This window comes from Pseudoalteromonas gelatinilytica (assembly GCF_001641615.1).
In the GTDB taxonomy this organism is placed as follows: Bacteria; Pseudomonadota; Gammaproteobacteria; order Enterobacterales; family Alteromonadaceae; genus Pseudoalteromonas; species Pseudoalteromonas gelatinilytica.
In genome coordinates this window covers 58,536-80,560 of sequence record NZ_LRRU01000005.1, presented here as the reverse complement: position 1 = coordinate 80,560, position 22,025 = coordinate 58,536, and the positions used below count along the sequence as shown (strand labels likewise).

The following is a 22,025-nucleotide window of genomic DNA, read 5'->3' as shown; positions in this document are numbered from 1 at the left end:
CCTACTCTGTTTTAAATTGCAACTGGGCTGCATTGCTTAATGAACGAATCGTCTTTTGAGTTTGTATAACTTGAAGGAAGACCTTGCACACTAGCACGCTTACGTTCCCGTGCTAAATCTTTGCCGGCGAGGTATCTCGCCGGCATTTTTCTTTTAAAGTTTTAAATGGTCTTCTAAGAAAGCCAGTACTTTTTTATAGTAAAGAGTGCGGTGCTCTTCTTTATAAAAACCGTGGCCTTCATCATCTAGAATAGTAATTTCATATGGGTGCTTAGCTTTTTTCAACGCAGCTTCTAATGATTCTGCTTGCTCAATTGGGGCACGTTCGTCTTCACCACCATGCACAATAAGTACAGGCGCTTTTAGCTTATCAATGTTGTAAACCGGCGAGAATGCTTTTAACTCAGCCTCATCAGTACCAATCACTGTTTTTAGGTAATTAACTCCATAGCTTCGGGCTTGCGTGTCACCCTCTTCATACATAAGAGGCAAGTCGTAAACCCCCATCAGACCTATTGCACACTTGAACATATCCGGCTCGATAATCGCGCTTTGTAATGCAGAGTAACCACCGAAGCTGGCTCCCATAATACAAATATTATCTTTATCAACTGTGCCGTCATTAATTAACAGTTTTACACCATCAATAATATCGTGCTGAATATTTTGTCCCCACTGGCGATAGCCAGCTTCTCTAAAATTCTGTCCAAAACCTGGTGAACCACGAAAATTCACCTTAAGCACTGCCATACCTCTATTAGCTAGCATTTGCGCTTCTGGATCGTAACCCCAATAATCTCTTGCTTGGTAAGGACCACCATGTGGCATAACAACGAGTGGTAAGTTTTTCTCAGCTTTGCCATTTGGCACAGTTAAATAAGCAAGAATTGTTAATCCATCGCGGCTTTTAAAACGCAGTGGTGTGGTTTGCGCCATATCATCTTGGTTTATCCAACCACGCGCAGAAAATAGCACTCTTAACTTATTCTTCTTTGCGTCATACAGATAATATTGCCCAGGGTTTATATCACTTGATGCAAAAATAATATTTTTTGAATCGTCTTCGGTACTGCTGACTAGCTGCACTTGACTACCAGGTAATGCACCTAACATATCTTTAAGACGCTGAGACTTTACTGAGCTACTATCTACAAAAGAGTAGCTTGGATAGTCAGCCTCCGTTTCTATTGCAAATAACTCTTTAGTAACTTCATCAACCCAAATATGTGATGGTGACACATGCTTATCTTGGAAGATTTTCGTTACTTCTTTGGTTTTTAGGTTAATTTTAATCAGGCTTTCTGCTTCGCCACCCTTTGATGCAGTGGCATATACAGACTCACCTGATTTATCAAATGCCTTTAATGAAATATCCGTGTAATCAATACCTTCTAAATCAAGCTCTTTCCAAAAACCGCCCTCAGGCTCTCGAACATGAAGTGTCGCATTGAGGTAATCGTCACTTGATACAGCGATACGAACGTTACCATCATGGTCTGTTAGAAATTCACCCATTGGTGCAGGTGATCGCGTAATTAAAGTGCGAAGGCCGCGATAAACATCGACTTCATATACAACAGTTGTCGGCTCATTGGTTGCAGTCCATGGGTAAGTGACAACCAAAACTTTTTTATCATCATGAAGTAAGGGATCTAAAAGATATGAAGTCCCCTCTACAGGTGTTTGTTTTTTTAACCGAGTACCTGTTTGCTGTTCACCATGATAACCAATTACGTATGCGCCACGGCTACCATCAGCGTTAACAGCAAATAACTCACCATAATAAATAGGAGTATCTTGCCAGCCTTTTAAATACTCTTTTTCAAGAATAACACGTTCGTTGTTAACCCAGTGGTATTCGCCAACCTGTGCATTACCCGGAAAAGCAACCGCATGGCTTACGGCAAACTTGGTTGTATCAACAATAATGAGTGAATTTTTACCTTCGTGCTTTTTAATAGCAGCAACGTAATTGCCATCAGGAGAGATGGTTACACGACTAAAGTCATTGCCTTTACTAAAATCTTCTACCGATAATTTTGCAGATTTAGCGAAACTGGTAAATGACAGCGTAAATAACGCTAGCCCCAGCATAAAAGTGAGGTATCGAGACATGATTAACTCCATTTAACGATTTAATTGTTATTTTTAGCTGAGCAATAATAAAGCAAAGACCCTATTTAAGCTACAATAAATTAACAAACCCGAGTTAACAAATGCTATTTATCGACGAATTTTATGCCAAAGTTCAACCACTAATACGACGATCACGCCGGCAACAACGCCCAATAAACCATCAAATATAATTGGCGTAGCCAGCTCACCGGTTTTACCAAGTAAACCCGTTACAAACTCAGTGCTACCCTGCTGGGCGTGATGCAAAACAGGGATCCCATGTACCAATATACCTCCGCCAACTAAGAACATAGCAACCGTTCCTGCAAAGGCTAAAAAGCGCATTAACTTAGGCGCTGCAGCAAGTAAAAACTTACCTACGAGCTCTTTAAACTTACCGCCACTTTGCTGCGCTTTTTGCAGTAAATACAAACCAGCATCATCAAGTTTAACAATCCCTGCAACTAACCCATACACGCCAATGGTCATAATAATTGCGATTACACTGAGCACTAAAGCTTGATTAACCAGCGTTGCTCCAGCAACCGTGCCTAGCGTTATCACGATGATTTCTGCTGAGAGGATAAAATCAGTGCGGATCGCCCCTTTCACTTTTTGCTTTTCGTATTCTTGTAAGTCTTGTTGTTCAACCACACTTTCATCTTCTTGTTGAGCATGACCAAACAGTTTTTCGATAATTTTCTCTGCACCTTCAAAGCACAAAAACAGGCCGCCAACCATTAACAGCGGAGTGATTAACCAAGGCAACCAAACACTAATCAATAACGCTGCGGGCACTAAGATGGCTTTGTTAATAAACGAGCCTTTTGCTACAGCCCAAACCACGGGTAACTCTCTATCGGCAGTTACTCCTGTAACTTGCTGTGCATTGAGAGCGAGGTCATCACCTAACACCCCTGCTGTTTTTTTTGTTGCGACTTTACTCATCGTCGCAATGTCGTCTAAAAGTGTTGTAATATCATCAAGTAAGGTTAGTAAATTTGTGCCTGCCATGGTGGTTCCTTGCCCATTAAATACACTATCAACATAACTTATCCTGCCATTTTCACCAACGGTTAATTTTTCTTTGTTAGGCTTATAGCTCATTCAAAAATAGAGGTGTTTCTATGATTAAACCACTTCTCTCGGGGCTCGCTTTAGTTACCTTGTGCGCGTGTGCTGAGCAAAGTGCACCGAGCAATTATCTGTGCGATGAGACCCTTAGCGCCAGTATCGTTGAATACAGTGATGATGAAGCCAGACTGACATTTAAGGACGCTGAATTTTCACTCAATCGCCAAGTAAGCGGCTCAGGGGTTAAATACAGTGCAGATAATGTACTGTTTTGGTCAAAAGGCGATGAAGCCATGCTGATTTTAAAAGGTAAAAAGTACCAATGCAGCTTAACTAAGTAAGAGTAAATGCTTTCGTGGCTAAATTAGCTTAATCAGTGGTTTTGAGTATAATAGCGACAGTTTATTCAGCGTTTAAGCGGCTATAATGAAATACAAAGATCTTCGCGAATTTATCGAGTTATTAGAACAAAAAGGTGAATTAAAACGGATCAAACAAGAAATTGATCCTTACCTTGAAATGACCGAAATTGCCGACCGCACGTTACGTGCCGAAGGCCCTGCTCTGTTATTCGAAAACCCTAAAGGTCACACCATTCCCGTTCTTGCAAACCTTTTTGGTACGCCCAAACGTGTTGCAATGGGCATGGGCCAAGATGATGTCAGTGAACTGCGCGAAGTTGGTAAGTTATTAGCTTTTCTAAAAGAGCCTGAGCCACCGAAAGGCATTAAAGAGGCACTAGGGCAAATCCCAGTATTCAAGCAAGTACTGAATATGCCAGCTAAAGAAGTAAAAAAAGCGCCTTGTCAGCAAGTGATACTTGAAGGCGATGATGTTGACTTAACTAAGTTACCTATCCAACATTGCTGGCCGGGTGATGCAGCTCCTTTGATTACATGGGGCCTAACGGTTACTAAAGGGCCTTATAAAAAGCGCCAAAACTTAGGTATTTACCGTCAGCAGCTACTGGGTAAAAACAAAATTATTATGCGTTGGTTATCGCATCGCGGTGGCGCATTAGATTTTCGTGAATGGTGTAAAGAGCACCCAGGTGAACCCTACCCTGTATCTGTGGCATTAGGTGCTGATCCTGCGACAATCTTAGGCGCTGTAACACCCGTCCCTGATACCCTAAGCGAATATGCGTTTGCTGGTTTACTACGCGGTAGTAAAACTGAAGTCGTAAAATCGATTTCAAATGACCTACAAGTGCCTGCTACTGCTGAGTTCGTGCTTGAAGGTTATATTATGCCGGATGAAACAGCACCAGAAGGCCCTTATGGCGATCACACCGGTTACTACAACGAAGTAGACGAGTTTCCGGTGATGACGGTGACTCATATTACACATCGTGAAAACCCAATTTATCACAGCACTTATACTGGCCGTCCACCAGATGAGCCAGCAGTACTCGGGGTTGCATTGAACGAAGTGTTCGTACCAATTCTGCAAAAGCAATTCCCTGAAATTGTAGATTTTTATCTGCCACCTGAAGGCTGTTCTTATCGTATGGCTGTGGTCACCATGAAAAAACAATACCCGGGTCATGCTAAGCGCGTAATGATGGGGGTGTGGTCTTTCTTGCGCCAATTCATGTATACCAAGTTCGTGATTGTTTGCGATGATGATGTAAACGCACGCGACTGGAACGACGTAATTTGGGCCATTACCACACGTATGGACCCTGTTCGCGATACGACGATGATCGAAAACACGCCAATTGATTATTTAGATTTTGCATCGCCAGTTTCTGGCCTTGGTTCAAAAATGGGCATGGATGCGACTAATAAATGGCCTGGCGAAACAGATCGTGAATGGGGTGAGCCCATTGTCATGGATCCAAAAATCAAAGAACGTGTTGATGAATTATGGGACAGCTTAGATATTCTCTAGGCTGTGACTATGTTAAACTGCTCAAAATTTAACGGTTATGAGTGCGATTCATAACCGAATTTGCTTCTGTGCTTATAAAGGTAAACTATGCAAACATTACTCGCTGACGTTGTTGCGATCAGCCCGCTTACAGACCACGTACATAAGGTCATTTTGAAACCACAGCAACCTGTGTCATTCGAGGCAGGCCAATATATGCAACTTGTATTAGGCGAAAAAGATAAGCGCGCCTTTTCTATTGCAAGCCGCCCATCACAAACTGAGCAAATTGAACTACACATTGGTGCCGCGGGTGCTGATTCGTATGCGATGCAAGCGCTTGATCATTTACGTCAAGCACATACAGAGCAACAGCAAGTTAATGTTGAAGTAGGTTTAGGCGTATCACAGCTGCGAGTTGAGGGTGAGCGCCCAATTATTCTACTCGCTGGCGGTACTGGCTTCTCTTACGCTAAATCAATGGCTGATCACCTTGCTGAAATTGGCTGTGAGCGTCCTGTATTATTTTACTGGGGTGTACGTGAGCAAGCTGCACTTTATGCTCATGATGAAATGCAAGCATGGGCAAACAGCAACCCACATTTCCAATATATTCCTGTGGTTGAAAATGCACCGCAAAGCTGGACTGGCAAAACCGGTTACGTCCACAAAGCCGTTATGGAAGATATCGTGTCTTTAGAACCATACGATATTTACATGGCAGGCCGCTTCGACATGATTGGCGTGGTTCGCGATGATTTTATTAATCATGGTGCGGTACGTGAAAACATGTACGCCGATGCATTTGCATTCATTAAATAACTTACTCATACAGGTTATTTTTAAGGCATCCAATTGGATGCCTTTTTTATTTGTTTTACCTATCGCCTTAATCCATCTAAACGATTTCACAAACTGCATTTCCTTGTCCATACTCTGATTAGAATAACGATGGGGAGAGACCCAAATGCTAAATACAAAAGTACAAGATTTTATGCAACGTAAGTTGCCACACATTACGCCTGAAACTGAAATGACCACCGCAATTAGCGAGCTACAAAAGTTTAAATTATTGGGCGCACCGGTATTTGATGATAACAAAAGCCTAGTCGGCTTTATTTCTGAACAAGAGCTGCTGCAGCCGCTTATGCAAAACAGTTATTTCTGCGATGGCGTGGTAAAGGTAAAACAACTCATGCGCACCGATGTTGTTACCGTGAGTAGCGATCAAAATATCATTGAGTTGGCTGATGCCATGAAAACGGGTAAGCCAAAGAATTACCCAGTTATCGAGGGTGGTAAGGTTGTTGGCATGATCAGCCGAGGTGACGTGCTCAAGGCATTATATGAAAACTACGTTTCATGCCAAGAGCACCAAGTATAGGATGACGAGTTAGCTGCTTAACGATTAGCAGCTAACTGTTTTAAAGCCGCTTTATCAGCATCGCTTAAATAAGCAATTTCAAGTGCATTAGCTTGTGCTTTTTCCATATCGGCTTGGCTTAAACCTGCCGCAGGTGCCGCTACTTGATACTCATAACCTATTTCAATACCCTCCACTGCCGGATCATCGGTATTAATTGATGCCAAAATGCCATGGTCTAAGAAGGTTTTTAACGGGTGTTTAGCAAGCTCAGCAACAGTACTAGTTTGGATGTTACTGGTTAAGCAAGACTCGATACCAATGCGCTTATCACGTAAATAATCCATTAGCGCAGTATCTTCAATCGCTTTTACACCATGACCAATACGCGTTGCACCAAGCTCGTTAATTGCTTGCCAAATACTTTCGCTGCCTCGCGCTTCACCTGCATGAATAGTGGCTGCTAAGTATGCATCGTGTACTTGCTTAAAGTGATCAACAAATAACTCGCCCGGAAAGCCAATTTCATCGCCAGCTAAATCAACCGCAACTAAATCATTTTTAAAAGCTAGTAGCGCATCAAGCTCTTGCTGACAGATTTTAGTGCCATATGTACGCGACATAATGCCGATTAAGTTGGCTTTGATTGGCGCGTTTTGACACGCACTTTTAACACCATCAACCACCGCTTCGACAACACCTTGCGGATGTAGGCCTTGGCTTTGCGCCATATAATATGGACTAAAACGAAGCTCAACGTAATCGAGGTTTTGGGCAATCGCATCTTCAACATTTTCGATAGCAATACGACGACAAGCATCGTAATCACCCAGTACTTTTACACCCCAATCTAGCTTTTGTAAAAACGCCACTAAATTTGGCTCAGGGTCGATAACCTGTACGTGCGGAATAAGCGCTTCAATGTTATCAGCAGGTAATTCAAGATTAAACTGACGACCAAGGTCTAAGATCGTTTGTGGGCGAACATTACCATCTAGATGACGGTGAATATCAAGCAAAGGGAGTTTGTTATTGATCATAATTAGCACTCAGGTTCAGTAAATTTGCGCGGATCATACGTACCCACGGCGATATTTCAAGTTTAGATGATTTTATTTACTTTTTTGAGGTCAAATGTCTGCTTTAATGGCTGCTATCATTATGCAAAAAATGCCACAAGGTTTTAAAAAGTTTATCAGCATCAATTGGTTTAGTTAAATAACCATTCATACCACTGGCTAAGCCTTTCTTAAGGTCATCATCATGGGCATTTGCCGATAAGCCAATGATCGGTAAATCGGTTATCAGTAATTCATTGCGAATAACCTTGGTCGCTTGTAAGCCATCCATATTCGGCATTTGAATATCCATGAGCACAAGGTCATAGCTTTTTTCACTGATCATCTTAATAGCCTCATGGCCATCTTTCGCGATATCAGGTTGGCAGCCTTTAGTTTTTAAAATCGAACTCGCCACATGTTGATTCAATGGATTATCTTCAACCAATAGAATTGCATCATCGGCAAATGACACAGCAGTCACATCGATATCTGCTAACTCATCGTCACTATGAACGACCTCTTCAAGAGGTGATTCAAATGGCAGCGAAATTGTAAATGTTGATCCTTGCCCTTCAGTGCTACTGAGGCTTATCTCGCCTCCCATCATAACAATGAGTTTTTGACAAATACTCAAGCCTAAACCTGTCCCGCCAAAGCGACGAGAGGTTGAGCTATCGGCTTGTGAGAATGGTTTAAACAGGCGCTGCTGTGCCTCTTTACTGATGCCGATACCCGTATCAATAACACTAAAGTAAGTAAATTCGCCCTGCTGCCAAATACGTAATGTAATCGTGCCTTCTTGGGTGAACTTCACCGCATTATTTAACAGATTCAACAATATTTGTTTTAAACGAATTGGGTCGGTGTGGAGCAGTAAGTGTTCAGATGCATCAAACTCAACACTAAATTCTAACGAGCGAGAGTTAAGTTCAAACTGCAATAAGTTAGTCAGCTCACTAACCAACGCATTCACATCTATGGGTTCTTGATGTAGCTCCAATCGCCCTGCTTCTATTTTAGAAAAATCTAAAACATCATTTATTACCCGTAATAGTACATTCAATGCACCATCTGCTTGATCAATATAACCACGAGCTTGTTGCCAGTCTTGCTCTTGCATCGCTAAATAATGCAACCCCTTAATACCATTAATAGGCGTGCGTATTTCATGGCTCATATTTGCCAAGAACTCACTTTTAATTTGGCTGGCTTTATCGGCTTTTAGTTTTTCTTCGCGAAGGCTTTGAGTTTGTTTCGCGACCTGCTGACGAATTTGAATATTTGTGCCGGTTACTGAAATCAAAAAGGTGATCAATAACCAAACAAACAGCATACCCACTATTTGCGCCAGCCAATAAGGCAGCCATGATGATTGTGCTACTGACTCCCATAATTTCACCTGCCATACACGCTCACCAATAATAAAGTTAAAGCTCGCAATGGCCGTTGTGCCAACACGTTGGGGGTTATAAATTTCGACTGGGTTACTGCCGTCGGTAACATCATAGAAGCTGGCATCAATCTCTGTGTTCTGATTAAAGTTAAGTGTTTGTGCTAACACTTCTAAATTGACCACTGCAACAACATAACCTCTAAACCCGACTTGGTGATTAATGTCTGAATAGACAGGGTTGAAGAATAAAACGCCCTTTTCGTTGCCATCACCTTGCATCAGGGTAATAGGCTCACTGACGGTAACATTTTTAATTAATCGAGAGTCTGTTAATGCTTGTTTGCGTAATTCGTTTGAGGCCAAATCAAAACCTTGCGTGGGTTCGTTCCCTGCTAATGGGTGAATATATTGCACCGGAAAATACACAGCTCGCTGACTCACTGGCTGCCACTGCCCAGCAGCATTTTTTTCTTTCACGTAGTAATCAGCGCCCAATTCATCACGCAATAAATTTTGATAGTTGTTTAGTTGTGAGTGAATAACTTTAGGCGCCCACTCAAGAGCAAGGATTTCTTCGCTGTATTGCATTTGTCTTGCTGTAAAGCGCTTAAACTCATCAAAATCAACTACGTCACTACTAGCAAAAAAAGTGGCGAGTAAGGCTAGGTGCGACTTAATTTCATCAACTTGGTGTTCAAGATTAGTATGAATCGCACTAACTTTGGCTTGCTGGCGTTGTAAGTCTTTGTCTTTTTTTACACTGGCTGCACCATAAAAACTGACACAAATAACCATATAGATTAATAGCGACGGCACAATAATTTGTAGTCGCTGGCGGGTATGATGGTAACTAAATGCAGCTAACACTAATGGCGTGAAAATCAGCACCCCAATACTGTCGCCAATCCACCATGCAATAAAATTATTAAGTGCCGCATAACTCGGAATAACATTATTAATGACCAGCAAGCCTGTGCCAATTGAAGCCGCAATCAAGCTACACAGAGGGCCACCAATCATTAAACCAAGCACACTTTGCTTTAATGACGATAATTCAATCGGGCGCTTAGCGACATGAATAATAATGTAATAGGCAAGCCAAGCTTGGAATGTCGATGCAGTTGTTACACCAATAGCCTGCAACATCATCTGCCAATGGAAAATATCGGTAGCTTTATCAAGGTGAATGAGGTTTACAAAGAACGCCCCTAGCAAAACTCCTGGTAGGGCTCGATTTCGAAGTAGCAATATACTAGCAAGCGCAATACCAGAAGGCGGCCATGCAGCAACCGCATAGCCATCAATCGCCAGCAAAGAATTACTTAAATACCCTGTAAGAAAGTAAGCTAGTGCAATACTTATTGTCAGTGTAAATAAGTTCTTCAAGCCATCGCTCCTTTGCTGGCTGGAGTAAAATTATTGATAGAGTACCAATGCTTTTTCTGGCTGGGCACTTTTACTATAGCTGAGTACCGCTTGCTGCAAATAGGCATGGCGATTATCTGCATTAAGCGCTTTATCAAACACTCGCGCAGCTAAGTCATATTCACCATGAGCATTCGCTAAACACGCAAGAGCTAGTAGCAAATCTGTATTCTCGGTATCTTTTTTCAATACATCTTGCAAGCTTGCTTGTAGCTTGAGTGCATCGCCAGCGCTACTAGTACGTAAAATACGTGCTAAGTCTTTATGCTGCAGCGGTTTTTTTATCATTTTAATTAAGCTTAGCTCAATTTTGTTTAACTCACCTGCTTTTGCCATCGCTGCTAAATAGCTTACCTCAGCATATGGTTTCAGGTTTTTGGCTAATTGCTCATATCGTTCAGATAAATCCGCGTTTGACTGCGCTGCAAAGTAACCGTCAAACAGTTGTTGCCACTCTTGCTCAGAAAGTGCTTTTTTACGTAATAAACGCGGCATAAAGTCATTCAATGCTGCCCACTTTTGCTCTTGCACTAAAACATGGGCATACATCTTAAGCTCTAAACGAGAGGCTTTTTTACGCTCAGCTAAGGCTTTTAGGTCAGCAAAAATAGTGCTGGTTTCGCCACTGGCGATCCATAAATTAGCGACTTTTAGCTGCTTATCTTGGCTTATTTTATCAAGAAAGCTAATTGCTCTTTCGCTGTCATTGTTTGCAAGTGCCGCTTTAGCAAGAAGCGCGTAACGTACATCGCTCCACTTTTCTGCCACGCTGTTGTTATCAAGAGCAAGCTCTAGCTGTACATAATCGTTATTGATTAAGCTCCATACACCTTGCTCAATAGCCGCTTGTTTACGCTCTTCACTGCGCGCAAAAAAACCATGGCGTGTATGGCTATATAAAGACATTACGTAACGACAAAGCTTATAAAGCAAAAACAGTGCGGCAAATGCTAATATTAAAAGTGCTGTGATGCCCCAAATAGTGCCTTCAATGGTCGTTTTATTAAAGGCAATTAAGACATAACCTTTTTGGTCTATAAAAAAGGGGGCAATCCCCAAGCAGACTGCAATTGCAATAATGATTAATAAAAAGCGGATCATTGTGCCCACTCCTTCACCTGCTCAGTACTTTGCAGTGACACTTTTGGGCTAAAATCGAGTTGCTCTTTAGAAAGCTCAGCAAGGCTTTTTAATGCCGCTTTTGTTTGTGCATCATCTTGCTTAAAGTAATCTTTTACCAAGCTATGTGCAGCATCAACAGCACTAAAATACACACTGCTTTGCTTACTTAATACCGCATCTTGCGCTTGAGCTAAGTATAAACTCAGGCGTTGCTTTACTAAGTGACGCTCTTGTTCACTTAAAAATGGTGCGATAACCATATCTTCACGTGTGCGCACTGTAACAAAGAAGTCTTTAAACTGCTGCCATGACTTTGCAAGGTTCTGACGCCACTCACTGACATTTTCACTTAGTTGATTTGGGTCTTCTTTGACGACTTCTTCAGGTAAAGAAATAGCATTAAATAGAAGTTCATCCACTTTTTGATTAATGCCATGCAGTTTTAAATAAATTGCTTCAACAGCAACAGGCTCTATGGCATTCAAGGTTTGTAAATCTTGGTGAATTGCTTGGCGAATAGCCCCTGTACCTGGGTGTTCTGCAAGCAAGCTATCTAAGCGTGATAACACAGCTGCAGCCCCTTGATAATCGTGCTCAGCCCATAATTTAAATTCGGCCATACGTTGCAGGCTTGTGACTTCTTGCGGATTAAGCGTGAAAGTTTGCTGCTCGGCGCGCTTTAAAGCCGCTTGTAATTGCTGCTGAGTTTGCTCAGCACTTTCATTCAGCGCATCAGTGACCTTTTGCTCACTGTTATAAAGTGAATGTTGTAATGTTTGCTGTGCGCTTTTTAATGCATCAATTTGCTGCTGTAAGCGTAGGTTTTCATCTGTCAGCTCAGTCAATGCCACAGCCGATTGCTGATCGCTATTTAATTTGTGATAAAACTCATAGCCAACCGCAGAAGCCACTAAAAGTGAAATAAGTAACGCTAAGCTACCTGTTTTGCTGATGCCTTTTTTAGCTTGCACAGGCGCTTTCGCCCCACTATTTGCCGTTGTTTGCGCTTTTTTCTCTGGCTGTGCAGTCACTGCTTTTGCGGGTTGTTTTGATTCTGCTTCACTCATTTTGCTACCTTGCTGATTAATGCAGGTGAACATAGCGCTATCGCTCGCCCCTGCAGCAATATGTATCTGTGTTCTTGCGACATTTTGTTGCTTTAAATAGTCAGCGATACGCTCACTGGCAACGAAAAATTTCCGCTCTTTCAACCATGCACGCTGAGGCTCATTTAAGCCATTAAAAATGGCATCCACCGCTGCATTACTGGTAATGACTATACCTTCTACATCAATTGTTTGCCAGTGGTCCATCCACTTGCCCGGTTCGCTCTCAATTGCGCTCCGCTTGTAAACAACCAACTGATTTAACAAAGCACCACGTTGTTTTAAAGTTTTTGCTATGGTCGTGCGCCCGCCTTCACCTTTCACTAAAACAATGTTACTTAGCTCAACATCTTGCAGCGTTTTTAATTCAAGCAAACCTTCTGAATCATGTTGTTTGGGTACTGCAGCACGACGCCCAAAGGCTTCATAAACCGCATCAGCAGTTTGCTGACCGACCGCATAAAGTTGCGCTGCTTTGTTGATGGTTGGTGTGAGTTTTAACAAGGCATGCACGGCATCTTGCGAGATAAAAATGATTTTATCGGCATTTTCTAGCGGTGCGAGCTCACTACTATTAACAGTGAGATAATCTAAGGTAAGGACTGGACACAGGGTTGTTTGATAACCCGCCTGCTGAAGCTCAAGAGCAAGCTCGGTGCCTTTTCCTTCTGGACGAGTTATCAAAATATGCATATTAAGCGTCTCTATATACTTCAGCTAAAATTTTATCCGCACCTTGCGCGAGTAGCTTTTCAGCAAGTGTAATACCTAACTGCTCAGCGTCAGCTACAGGACCTGTCACTTCATCACGTAGCATTTGGCTGCCATCAATAGCGCCCACTAAACCACGTAAATGCACCTGTTCACCCTCAACCAATGCAAATGCACCAATAGGTACCTGGCAACCACCTTCTAAACGGCGGTTCATAGCACGCTCGGCATTAACACGAATACGAGTTTCAGTATGCTCTAGTGGCGCTAATAATGCTTTTGTTACTTCGTCATCAATACGGCACTCAATCCCTACTGCGCCTTGGCCATTTGCAGGTAATGACACTTCAGGTTCGATAAAGGCAGTGATGCGCTCTGGCATTTCTAAACGAATGAGACCCGCTGCTGCTAGAATGATTGCATCATATTGGCCATCATCTAGTTTTGCTAAACGAGTATTAACATTACCGCGTAAATCACGGATATCTAAATCAGGGCGCGCTTCGCGAATTTGGCATTGGCGACGTAGGCTTGATGTACCAACAATAGCACCTTGTGGTAACTCTTCTAAGCTTTTGTAGTTGTTTGATACAAACGCATCGCGTGGGTCTTCACGTTCACAAATAGTGTGTAATGCTAGGCCTTCAGGAAACTCAACAGGCACATCTTTCATTGAATGCACCGCAATATCTGCACGGCCATCTAGCATGGCTTGCTCAAGCTCTTTTACGAATAAGCCTTTACCACCAATCTTTGCCAGTGGCGTATCAAGGATAATATCGCCTTGCGTCGACATAGGAACCAACTCTACCGTTACGTCGTCATGGAAGTGCTCTAGTTGAGCTTTTACAAATTCTGCCTGCCATAAAGCAAGTGCACTTTTACGGGTAGCGATACGAACTAGTTTTGTTGTCTGTGTCATGAAAAATCCAATTAATTATCAGGCTGATACTAAATATTACTCAGCTAAAATTCTAAATTCTTTTTGGGCCAGTAAGTTGCCCTCTGCGTCAATAACTTCAACACGCCAATCACCCAATTGCTCTGGCATGATGTTTTTCGTTGAATAAGTACGAAAACGTGGGCTACTTACCGCTAATTCAATTGAAGCAAGCTGTTGATCTTGGTAATACCATTGATGACGAACAGTTTGCCCTTGCATATTCCTAAGCTCGCTAAAAAAGCTCAGGCTATTGCTAATTTGCGCTAATTTTACATCGTTTTTAAGAACGTTTACTGGTTCTCGATCAACAACATCGGTAGTTAATACTGCGCGGCTTACTTTATCTGTGTCTATTTTAGCGCCAATTGCGACACTGGCAATATGTGCTGACTGTGAAAACTGCTGCTGAGCATCGGGCGCTGCAGCAATCTCTGCTTGCTGTTCTGTTTGGAGTGGCTCTTCATCAAGAGTGACCGCTGATGTTTCCGGTTGTTGCGCGTCAACAACCTGTTCACTGTCGATCTTAGCCTCTACTGTGGTAACCTCAGGTTCTACAATGTTTGAGCTCACAACCTCTGCTTTAGCTGTTTCTGTGTTATCAGCCAGCGGTGTTTGCTCATTCATAGACGGTGCGACGATTTCTTTTGGCTCTTCTTGCTCAGCGTCATTCAAAGGCGCTTGTAGCTCAGCATTTGCAAACTCTGATTGCGGCTCATCTTGCGGTGATTGCTCTGCATTTACAGCGCCAATAAAGCTATACACTAATATAGCCAGCGCAACTAAGATAACACTGCTAACCATAAAGATGCGTCGCCAATGCCATTGATAGGTCACTGCCGTCGGCGCTGAGTTAACCGGTTCAACGGTATTCATATTTGCTGTAATTACAAGTTTCTTTGTCATGTTGGCCTCTAAAACCAAAAATTAACTCAAGCGAGCAATTAACCACTCTCGAATAGCCATTAGTTCTTCACCACAAACTTGGTGCGCCATCGGATAGTCTTGCCAGCTTACTTCCATGTTATTTGCGCTAAGCACGTCAAATGCTTGTCTGCCTGCGCTATGCGGTACCACATCGTCAAATCGACCATGTGCCATAAAAATATTTAACCCCTGCTGCTTGGCTTCATCGGCTAATTTTGCAGGCACACACATGTAGGTTGAAAGTGCCATTACACCCGCTAATTTATAATCTAGACGTGGCGCTAAGTGCAGCGATACCACACCCCCTTGCGAAAAACCGGCAAGAATAATTTTGTTAGGAGCGATACCTTTTGCAATTTCTTGGTCAATAATTGCAGCCACTTTTGCAGCAGATTCACGCACTCCTTGCTCATCAGCACGCTTATCTAAATCCATTGATTTAATGTCGTACCAAGAGCGCATTGCCATCCCACCATTTAAGGTGACCGGTTGCACTGGCGCATGTGGAAACACAAAACGCACACCAAGCTCTTTTGGTAAAGCAAGTTGCGGTGCAACGGGCGCAAAACCATCACCTGAATCACCTAAACCATGTAGCCAGATAACCGTTGCTTTGTGATCACCTTGCGCTTGATATTCAACAAACTCTAAACTCATAGTTCAGAACGCCATTCAATTGTTTGACCTGCTTGGCGAGTTGCTGCATCACACATAAATTGCCAAAACTCTGCACCTGAGCGGTTATCAATCCACTTATCGTCGCGTAGTTCAAAATGGTGACCGTTAAATTTAGTCGCTACCCAAACTTGGTGTAATGGTGCTTGCTTGTTGATCACTATTTTACTGCGATCAGGAAAGATGATTTCTAAAATACCTGACGCTGATTCATAGTCTAAATCGGCATCACATTCATCGATTTGCTCTTCAATAGTTAGCATTAATGCATCGGCTAGTGTGTGGTATTCATGATCAGTCATTTTAGTGTCCTTTAACTGGCTTTAAGCCTAGATCTGGGGGCAGATTGTGTACATCAAGTGTAACAGGAATAAATTCATCCGCGAATAGCTGCATTTTTTAAATATTCTGTTACTCTGCGATTATAAAGCCAGCAACCGTATTAATCTAATGAAAGAGACTCATAGCCAAAAATTAAAAACCATTTTACCTCTAAGCGCCCTTCTACTAACCCTAGCAGGTTGCGGACAAAGTGGTGCTCTTTATCTGCCAGATGATACTAAGCCGCCTGCAAAGTCTCAGCCACAAGCTGATCCATCCGAACAACCAGAGCAAAAACAGGACCAATAGATGGACTTTTTTAACTACAATAATAATCAGCTGTTCGCTGAAGACATCGCTGTCAAAGAGCTTGCCGAACAATATGGTACGCCTTGTTATATCTATTCTCGCAAAACCTTTGAACGTCATTATTTAGCATTTGCAGACGCTGCTCAGTCGCATAAGAGCTTGGTGTGCTATGCCGTAAAAGCCAACTCAAATATTGCCGTGCTGAATATTTTAGCGCGACTTGGTTCAGGTTTTGACATCGTTTCAAAAGGTGAGCTTGCGCGTGTTATCCAAGCAGGCGGAGACGCAAGTAAGGTTGTGTTTTCTGGCGTTGCAAAAACCGCTGACGAAATTGCCTATGCACTTGAATTGGGGATCAAGTGTTTTAACGTTGAGTCAGTGGCTGAGCTTGAGCGTATTTCAAAAGTGGCAACGGATCTTAACTTAGTGGCACCGATTTCGATTCGCGTAAACCCAGATATAGATGCAAAAACGCACCCTTATATCTCAACCGGCTTAAAAGAGAATAAGTTTGGTATTGATATTCAAACTGCGGTGACTGTGTATCAACATGCAGCATCATTACCCGGTTTAAAAATTACCGGTGTAGATTGCCACATCGGTTCGCAGCTAACGGAAATAAAACCTTTCTTAGCAGCACTTGAAAAAGTACTGACTCTTATCGAAGAGTTAAAAGCGGTTGGCATCAAGCTAACTCACCTAGATATCGGTGGTGGTCTTGGCGTGCCTTATAATGGCGAAACGCCTCCTCATCCAAGCGAGTATGTTGATAAAATTACCGCTCGATTAGCAGACTACCAAGATTTAGAACTTATTTTTGAACCTGGTCGTGCGATTGCAGCCAACGCAGGTATTTTAGTTACTAAAGTTGAGTTTATTAAACAAAACCAAGATAAGTTCTTTGCTATTGTTGATGCAGGCATGAACGATATGTTGCGTCCATCACTGTATCAAGCTTGGCAAAGTATTGTGCCAGTTGAACCTCGCGCAGATGATACGCCTACTTACAACTACGACATTGTCGGCCCAGTCTGTGAAACCGGCGACTTTTTAGGCAAAGACCGTGAGCTTGCACTTCAAGCCGGTGACCTTTTAGCGCAGCGCAGCGCTGGCGCATATGGTTTCACAATGAGCTCAAACTACAACTCACGCCCGCGTGTTGCAGAGATTATGGTGGATGGTCAGCAAAGCCATTTAATTCGCCAACGCGAAACCTTAGAAAGCCTTTGGCAAGGTGAGAAAATTTTACCATAAACGTTTTTATAACCGCCCTGCTCTGTGGCATGATTAGCTCAGAGCAAACCCGAATTAGAGCGTTATGTTAGTTAATTTTTCAAAAATGCACGGCCTAGGTAATGACTTTGTCGTTATTGATAACATTACTCAAAATGTTTTTTTATCACGTGATCAAATAAAGAAGCTGGCAGATCGCCATTTCGGCATTGGCTTCGATCAACTGCTTATGGTTGAAGCCCCTTACTCTCCTGATCTCGATTTTCATTATCGTATTTTCAATGCCGATGGTAACGAAGTTGAACAGTGCGGCAACGGTGCGCGCTGTTTCGCCCGCTTTGTACGTATGAAAGGCCTAACCAATAAGCATAAAATCTCGGTTTCAACAAAGTCTGGTAACCTCACGCTTTATATAGAGAAAGATGGTCAAGTAACGGTAAATATGGGCCATCCCAATTTTGAACCGAACAAAATCCCATTAAAAGCCAGCAAGCGTGAGCTGACCTATATTCTTCGCACGGAAGAACATACGGTATTTAGTGGCGCAGTATCGATGGGTAACCCGCATTGCGTGTTAGAAGTTGATGACATTCATACCGCAGAAGTCACCACCTTAGGCCCACTGCTTGAAAATCATGAACGCTTTCCACAACGCGCAAATGTTGGTTTTATGCAGGTAATTTCGCAAGATCACATTAAACTAAGAGTGTGGGAACGTGGCGTTAGTGAAACCTTAGCCTGTGGTACAGGTGCCTGTGCTGCGGTCGTGGTTGGTCAAATTCAGAATAAACTTGCTACTACCGTACAAGTTGACTTGCCCGGCGGCAGTTTACAAGTACGTTGGCAAGGCGAAGGCCACCCTGTACGAATGACAGGCCCTGCTGAGCATGTTTTTGATGGACAAGTGGCACTATGAGCAAACTAACAGAACAACAAATTGCTGAATATTTAAAAGCACACCCTGATTTTTTTATTAAAAACCCTGATGTGCTCGCTGAAGTTGAACTACAACAGCAAACGGCGGGAGCAACGTCTTTGGTGCATATTCAACAGCGCCAATTACGTGAACACAATACGTTATTAAAAAATAAGATTGAGCAGCTCGTTGAACAAGCAAAAGAAAACGAGTTAATTTACCGCTTATTTAGCGACTGTCATCGTCAGTTATGGACTAACTACGACTTTACGACACTGGCTAGCAACTTGCGCAATATTATCTGCACGAACCCATCCATTAACGAATGCCACTTAGTTAAGTACGATAAAAAGTTTGATGAATTAATTGCTCATCGCCTGCAAAACGACGGCATTTACTTGGGTCGAGTAAGCCAACAAGAAAGAGACTTACTGTTTTCAGACACGACTCAATCGACTGCTTTATATCTAATTGGTAACACGAAACACCCTGTGGCAATTTTGGCGTTTGGTAGTGATGACGTAAATCACTTCGAACCGGCAAAAGACAGCTTTTTTGTCCTTGAGTTTGTGCGCTCATTGCAACTGCGCTTATTGGAACTTGCATGAGCGATGTGACGACGCCAGACATTGATGAATTAAGTGATGCTTGGCGAACACCCATCCAACTATTTGCAGACTACTTACGCTACGAAAAACAATACTCAGCGCACACAGTAAACCAATATACTAGCCAGCTAGGCTTCGCAGCTTTGTACTTTAGTAAACTATGTGAAGACTGGTTTGCTGTTCAAGGTGAGCATATTCGCCGTTACAGCATGCAAATGCGCAGCAAACAATTAAGTGGTCGCACAATCAGTTTAAAACTAAGTTGTATTCGCAGTTTATATAAATTCTTAAAAGCCAAAAATATAGCCAGTCAGGCACATTATCACAATCCGGCAGAGGCCATTAAAGGGCCTAAATTTTCCAAGCCTTTACCCAAAAATTTAGACGTAGATCAAATGGCTAAGCTACTAGAACTGCCAGATGATGAGCCTTTAGCTATTCGTGACAAAGCTATGATGGAATTAATGTACTCTTCGGGTCTGCGTATTAGCGAGTTAGTTGGTGCTAACTTACAAGATATAAACCCGACTGAAGGCGAAATTTTAGTCCGTGGTAAAGGTAACAAAGAACGTTTATTACCTGTAGGCAGCAAAGCGCTCAGTGCATTAAAAGCATGGCTGAAAATTCGCCCTCAATTTGCACATCCTGATGAAATAGCCGTGTTTGTTAGCAGCCAAAAAAAGCGAATTTCCGTACGCCAAGTTCGCTTACGGATGCAAGAATGGGGAATTAAGCAAGGGATCAGCTCGCAAGTGCATCCGCATAAATTGCGCCACTCGTTTGCATCACATATCTTAGAATCATCAGGGGATCTGCGTGCAGTTCAAGAACTGTTAGGACACAGTAGTTTGTCTGCAACTCAAGTTTATACGCATTTAGATTTTCAGCATTTAGCTAAAGTGTACGATAACACCCATCCACGCGCTAAAAAGCGCTCAACTTCAGAGTAAACCCTTGTCATTATGATCCGATTTAACCGTGCCCTATCGCCAGTTTCTGTTTTAAGTTTTGATTTAGACGACACACTTTACAACAACCATCCGATCATAAAGTCAGCCTTGCAAGCACAAGCTGATTACCTCGAAGCGCTAGAACAATGGCCCACCGATAGCATGAGCTACTGGTTAACATGCCGCGAGTGTGCTTTAAAACATGATGCAACTTTAATTGATGACGTTACACGCTGGCGACAAGCAGCATTACACTATGCCATGACCGATCTGGGTTTTTCAGCAGAGCAAGCTCAGTTGCATGCCGAAAATGCTTATCAGGCATTCGCTGATGCCCGCAGTCAAATAAACGTGACTGATGAAGTACTTGAATTACTTACTAATCTCAGTAAACACTACCGCCTCATCGCCATCACCAATGGTAATGTTGAAGTAGAAAAGTTTAACCTTAATGGCGTGTTTGAGTTAGTTTTACAAGCAGGCCCACACGGAAAAGCGAAGCCGCATAGCGCCTTATTTGATAGCGCAGCCAAACACTTAAAGGTGCCTCACAAGGAAATTTTGCACATTGGCGATAGCCTAGATACTGATGTGCAAGGCGCAAATAATGCCGGCTGCCAAAGCGTTTGGCTTAATAACCAAGCAACGCAATATCGTTATCAAGGGTTAGCTGATATTGAAATAAGCAATATCATGGCGCTCAATCATTTAGTTAAAAAGTAACGACTTTCAAAAATTTGTTTTATGCTGAGTAAGTAAACAACAAAGATTAAATGATTGGGCAAAACGGATGAATGCTTTTCTTAAATTATTATTGCTATGTTCTCTTAGCTTAAACGGATACTTTATTTGGCAGCTGTTTAACCCCGTGAAGCCAAAACAAATTGAGACTGTAGCAACCACTCCCATAGTCAAGAAAAGCGCGGTTTTACCAGCCCATTTTCAACAAGCTGTTGCGCTATTTAGCAACCAATTATTCGACAAAGCGGTGGCCGAGTACACCCAATTGCTTGTTAATGAACCTCGCTATGCAAGGCAACTTAAACAAATTTGGCAACAACAACTTGAGACATGGCTTTCCCATCAAAAATTCACCTTAAGTGAGCAATTTTTAACGGCCTTTTTAAATAGTCACCCTTACGATGTCACCATGCTTGAACTTGAAGCTAAGCGTTTAATCGCACAAGGTGATACCCAACAAGGTATTATCAATTTACTGGCTCTTAGCAACCAGTTAGACAGCAATGATAAGCAACAACTTAACAAACAAATAGACGAGCTAAGCACATCCTATATTGATGAACTTAGTGCGGCGCAACAATGGCAGGCATTGCTGAATAGCAGTCAACAGTGGCTTGATTACGCGCCAGGTAACGCGCATTACTTATATAATCATGCATTAGCTAACTATCATTTAGAAGATTATGTCGCGAGCCAAATAACCCTAGATCAACTGCCTGAAGATCATGAATACAAACAGCAAGCTGAGCAGTTACATCTGTTGATTCAACAAGCCCTCGCAGGAGTTGAAGTTATAAAATTAACCGCTCGAGGTTCACACTATTTAGTGAACAGTATTATCAACGATGATATCGAAACCGAGTTGATGATCGACACGGGCGCGAGCTTTACAGTCATAAATCAAACGCAATTAAACTCGCTGAATAGTCCTGCCAATTACCTTGGCACACTAGAAGTAAACACAGCTAATGGCGTTGTTGAAGCGCAGCGTTATCAACTCGAGTCGTTTCAAGTCGGACAACAACGTATTCGTAATTTTGAAGTGTTGGTAATAGAAAATCATGTTGGCTATGGCTTGCTTGGTATGAACTTTTTAGAGAATTTTAAGTTTAATATCAATCAGCAAGTGAATGAGTTAGAGTTGATAAAGAACAATTTTTAAG

At 42.4% G+C, this 22,025-nt stretch carries 21 protein-coding genes; 11 read left to right on the top strand and 10 right to left on the bottom strand.

What is annotated here, in order from left to right; translation table 11 throughout:
* Positions 1 to 153: 153 nt before the first annotated feature.
* Positions 154 to 2,115 (bottom strand): alpha/beta hydrolase family protein, encoded by a 1,962-nt coding sequence (locus NH153_RS02655; protein ID WP_156503610.1) that lies wholly within the window; start codon positions 2,113 to 2,115, stop codon positions 154 to 156.
* A 108-nt stretch (positions 2,116 to 2,223) separates the two neighbouring features.
* On the bottom strand, positions 2,224 to 3,129 hold the full coding sequence (locus NH153_RS02650) for a DUF808 domain-containing protein (protein WP_063700717.1): 906 nt from the start codon (positions 3,127 to 3,129) through the stop codon (positions 2,224 to 2,226).
* A gap of 113 nt (positions 3,130 to 3,242) precedes the next feature.
* Between NH153_RS02650 and NH153_RS02645 the strand changes: the two genes are divergently transcribed.
* The 4 genes from NH153_RS02645 (at position 3,243) to NH153_RS02630 (ending at position 6,445) form a co-directional block, all read left to right on the top strand.
* Positions 3,243 to 3,530, top strand: coding sequence for an MliC family protein (locus NH153_RS02645; RefSeq protein WP_063700686.1), 288 nt, complete (start codon positions 3,243 to 3,245; stop codon positions 3,528 to 3,530).
* 85 nt (positions 3,531 to 3,615) lie between these two features.
* Positions 3,616 to 5,082 carry a 4-hydroxy-3-polyprenylbenzoate decarboxylase gene (ubiD, locus tag NH153_RS02640; RefSeq protein ID WP_063700684.1) on the top strand — a complete coding sequence of 489 codons (1,467 nt, stop codon included), beginning with the start codon at positions 3,616 to 3,618 and terminating at the stop codon, positions 5,080 to 5,082.
* 87 nt (positions 5,083 to 5,169) lie between these two features.
* Positions 5,170 to 5,883, top strand: coding sequence for an NAD(P)H-flavin reductase (fre, locus tag NH153_RS02635; RefSeq protein WP_058585406.1), 714 nt, complete (start codon positions 5,170 to 5,172; stop codon positions 5,881 to 5,883).
* 145 nt (positions 5,884 to 6,028) lie between these two features.
* Complete coding sequence (locus NH153_RS02630; protein ID WP_054554669.1) at positions 6,029 to 6,445, top strand: CBS domain-containing protein; 417 nt, start codon at positions 6,029 to 6,031, stop codon at positions 6,443 to 6,445.
* Between the two features lie 17 nt (positions 6,446 to 6,462).
* On the opposite strand, the gene add is transcribed toward NH153_RS02630, so the two are convergent.
* From add to cyaY, 8 genes are all read right to left on the bottom strand, one after another.
* On the bottom strand, positions 6,463 to 7,464 hold the full coding sequence (gene add / locus NH153_RS02625; protein WP_063700682.1) for an adenosine deaminase: 1,002 nt from the start codon (positions 7,462 to 7,464) through the stop codon (positions 6,463 to 6,465).
* Positions 7,465 to 7,567: 103 nt separating this feature from the next.
* A complete protein-coding gene (locus NH153_RS02620) occupies positions 7,568 to 10,264 on the bottom strand; it encodes a CHASE domain-containing protein (protein ID WP_063700680.1) in 2,697 nt (898 codons plus the stop codon).
* A 30-nt stretch (positions 10,265 to 10,294) separates the two neighbouring features.
* Positions 10,295 to 11,404, bottom strand: coding sequence for a heme biosynthesis HemY N-terminal domain-containing protein (locus NH153_RS02615; RefSeq protein ID WP_063700678.1), 1,110 nt, complete (start codon positions 11,402 to 11,404; stop codon positions 10,295 to 10,297).
* Positions 11,401 to 13,224, bottom strand: coding sequence for a uroporphyrinogen-III synthase (locus NH153_RS02610; RefSeq protein WP_063700676.1), 1,824 nt, complete (start codon positions 13,222 to 13,224; stop codon positions 11,401 to 11,403). Before NH153_RS02610 ends, NH153_RS02615 begins: the two co-directional genes overlap by 4 nt.
* A 1-nt stretch (position 13,225) precedes the next feature.
* The gene (hemC, locus tag NH153_RS02605) at positions 13,226 to 14,164 is read right to left on the bottom strand and encodes a hydroxymethylbilane synthase (RefSeq protein WP_063700674.1); all 939 of its coding nucleotides are present in this window, start codon (positions 14,162 to 14,164) and stop codon (positions 13,226 to 13,228) included.
* Positions 14,165 to 14,200: 36 nt separating this feature from the next.
* Positions 14,201 to 15,088 (bottom strand): DUF2914 domain-containing protein, encoded by an 888-nt coding sequence (locus NH153_RS02600; protein WP_063700672.1) that lies wholly within the window; start codon positions 15,086 to 15,088, stop codon positions 14,201 to 14,203.
* A 21-nt stretch (positions 15,089 to 15,109) separates the two neighbouring features.
* Positions 15,110 to 15,766 (bottom strand): alpha/beta hydrolase, encoded by a 657-nt coding sequence (locus NH153_RS02595; protein WP_063700669.1) that lies wholly within the window; start codon positions 15,764 to 15,766, stop codon positions 15,110 to 15,112.
* On the bottom strand, positions 15,763 to 16,086 hold the full coding sequence (cyaY, locus tag NH153_RS02590; protein ID WP_054554661.1) for an iron donor protein CyaY: 324 nt from the start codon (positions 16,084 to 16,086) through the stop codon (positions 15,763 to 15,765). The genes NH153_RS02595 and cyaY overlap by 4 nt, the downstream gene beginning before the upstream one ends.
* Positions 16,087 to 16,234: 148 nt before the next feature.
* On the opposite strand from cyaY, the gene lptM reads away from it, so the two are divergent.
* The 7 genes from lptM (at position 16,235) to NH153_RS02555 (ending at position 22,024) form a co-directional block, all read left to right on the top strand.
* On the top strand, positions 16,235 to 16,414 hold the full coding sequence (gene lptM, locus NH153_RS02585; protein ID WP_054554660.1) for an LPS translocon maturation chaperone LptM: 180 nt from the start codon (positions 16,235 to 16,237) through the stop codon (positions 16,412 to 16,414).
* Positions 16,415 to 17,668, top strand: a complete 1,254-nt coding sequence (gene lysA / locus NH153_RS02580; protein ID WP_063700667.1) for a diaminopimelate decarboxylase — start codon at positions 16,415 to 16,417, stop codon at positions 17,666 to 17,668.
* Positions 17,669 to 17,732: 64 nt separating this feature from the next.
* Positions 17,733 to 18,563, top strand: a complete 831-nt coding sequence (gene dapF, locus NH153_RS02575; RefSeq protein ID WP_063700665.1) for a diaminopimelate epimerase — start codon at positions 17,733 to 17,735, stop codon at positions 18,561 to 18,563.
* Positions 18,560 to 19,171, top strand: coding sequence for a DUF484 family protein (locus tag NH153_RS02570; protein ID WP_063700662.1), 612 nt, complete (start codon positions 18,560 to 18,562; stop codon positions 19,169 to 19,171). Before dapF ends, NH153_RS02570 begins: the two co-directional genes overlap by 4 nt.
* The gene (locus tag NH153_RS02565; RefSeq protein ID WP_063700661.1) at positions 19,168 to 20,121 is read left to right on the top strand and encodes a tyrosine recombinase XerC; all 954 of its coding nucleotides are present in this window, start codon (positions 19,168 to 19,170) and stop codon (positions 20,119 to 20,121) included. The genes NH153_RS02570 and NH153_RS02565 overlap by 4 nt, the downstream gene beginning before the upstream one ends.
* Positions 20,122 to 20,133: 12 nt before the next feature.
* Complete coding sequence (locus tag NH153_RS02560) at positions 20,134 to 20,844, top strand: HAD-IA family hydrolase (protein ID WP_063700659.1); 711 nt, start codon at positions 20,134 to 20,136, stop codon at positions 20,842 to 20,844.
* A gap of 145 nt (positions 20,845 to 20,989) precedes the next feature.
* Entirely contained in the window at positions 20,990 to 22,024 is a 1,035-nt protein-coding gene (locus NH153_RS02555) for a retropepsin-like aspartic protease family protein (protein ID WP_167350232.1), read from the top strand.
* The last annotated feature ends 1 nt before the right edge of the window (position 22,025 follow it).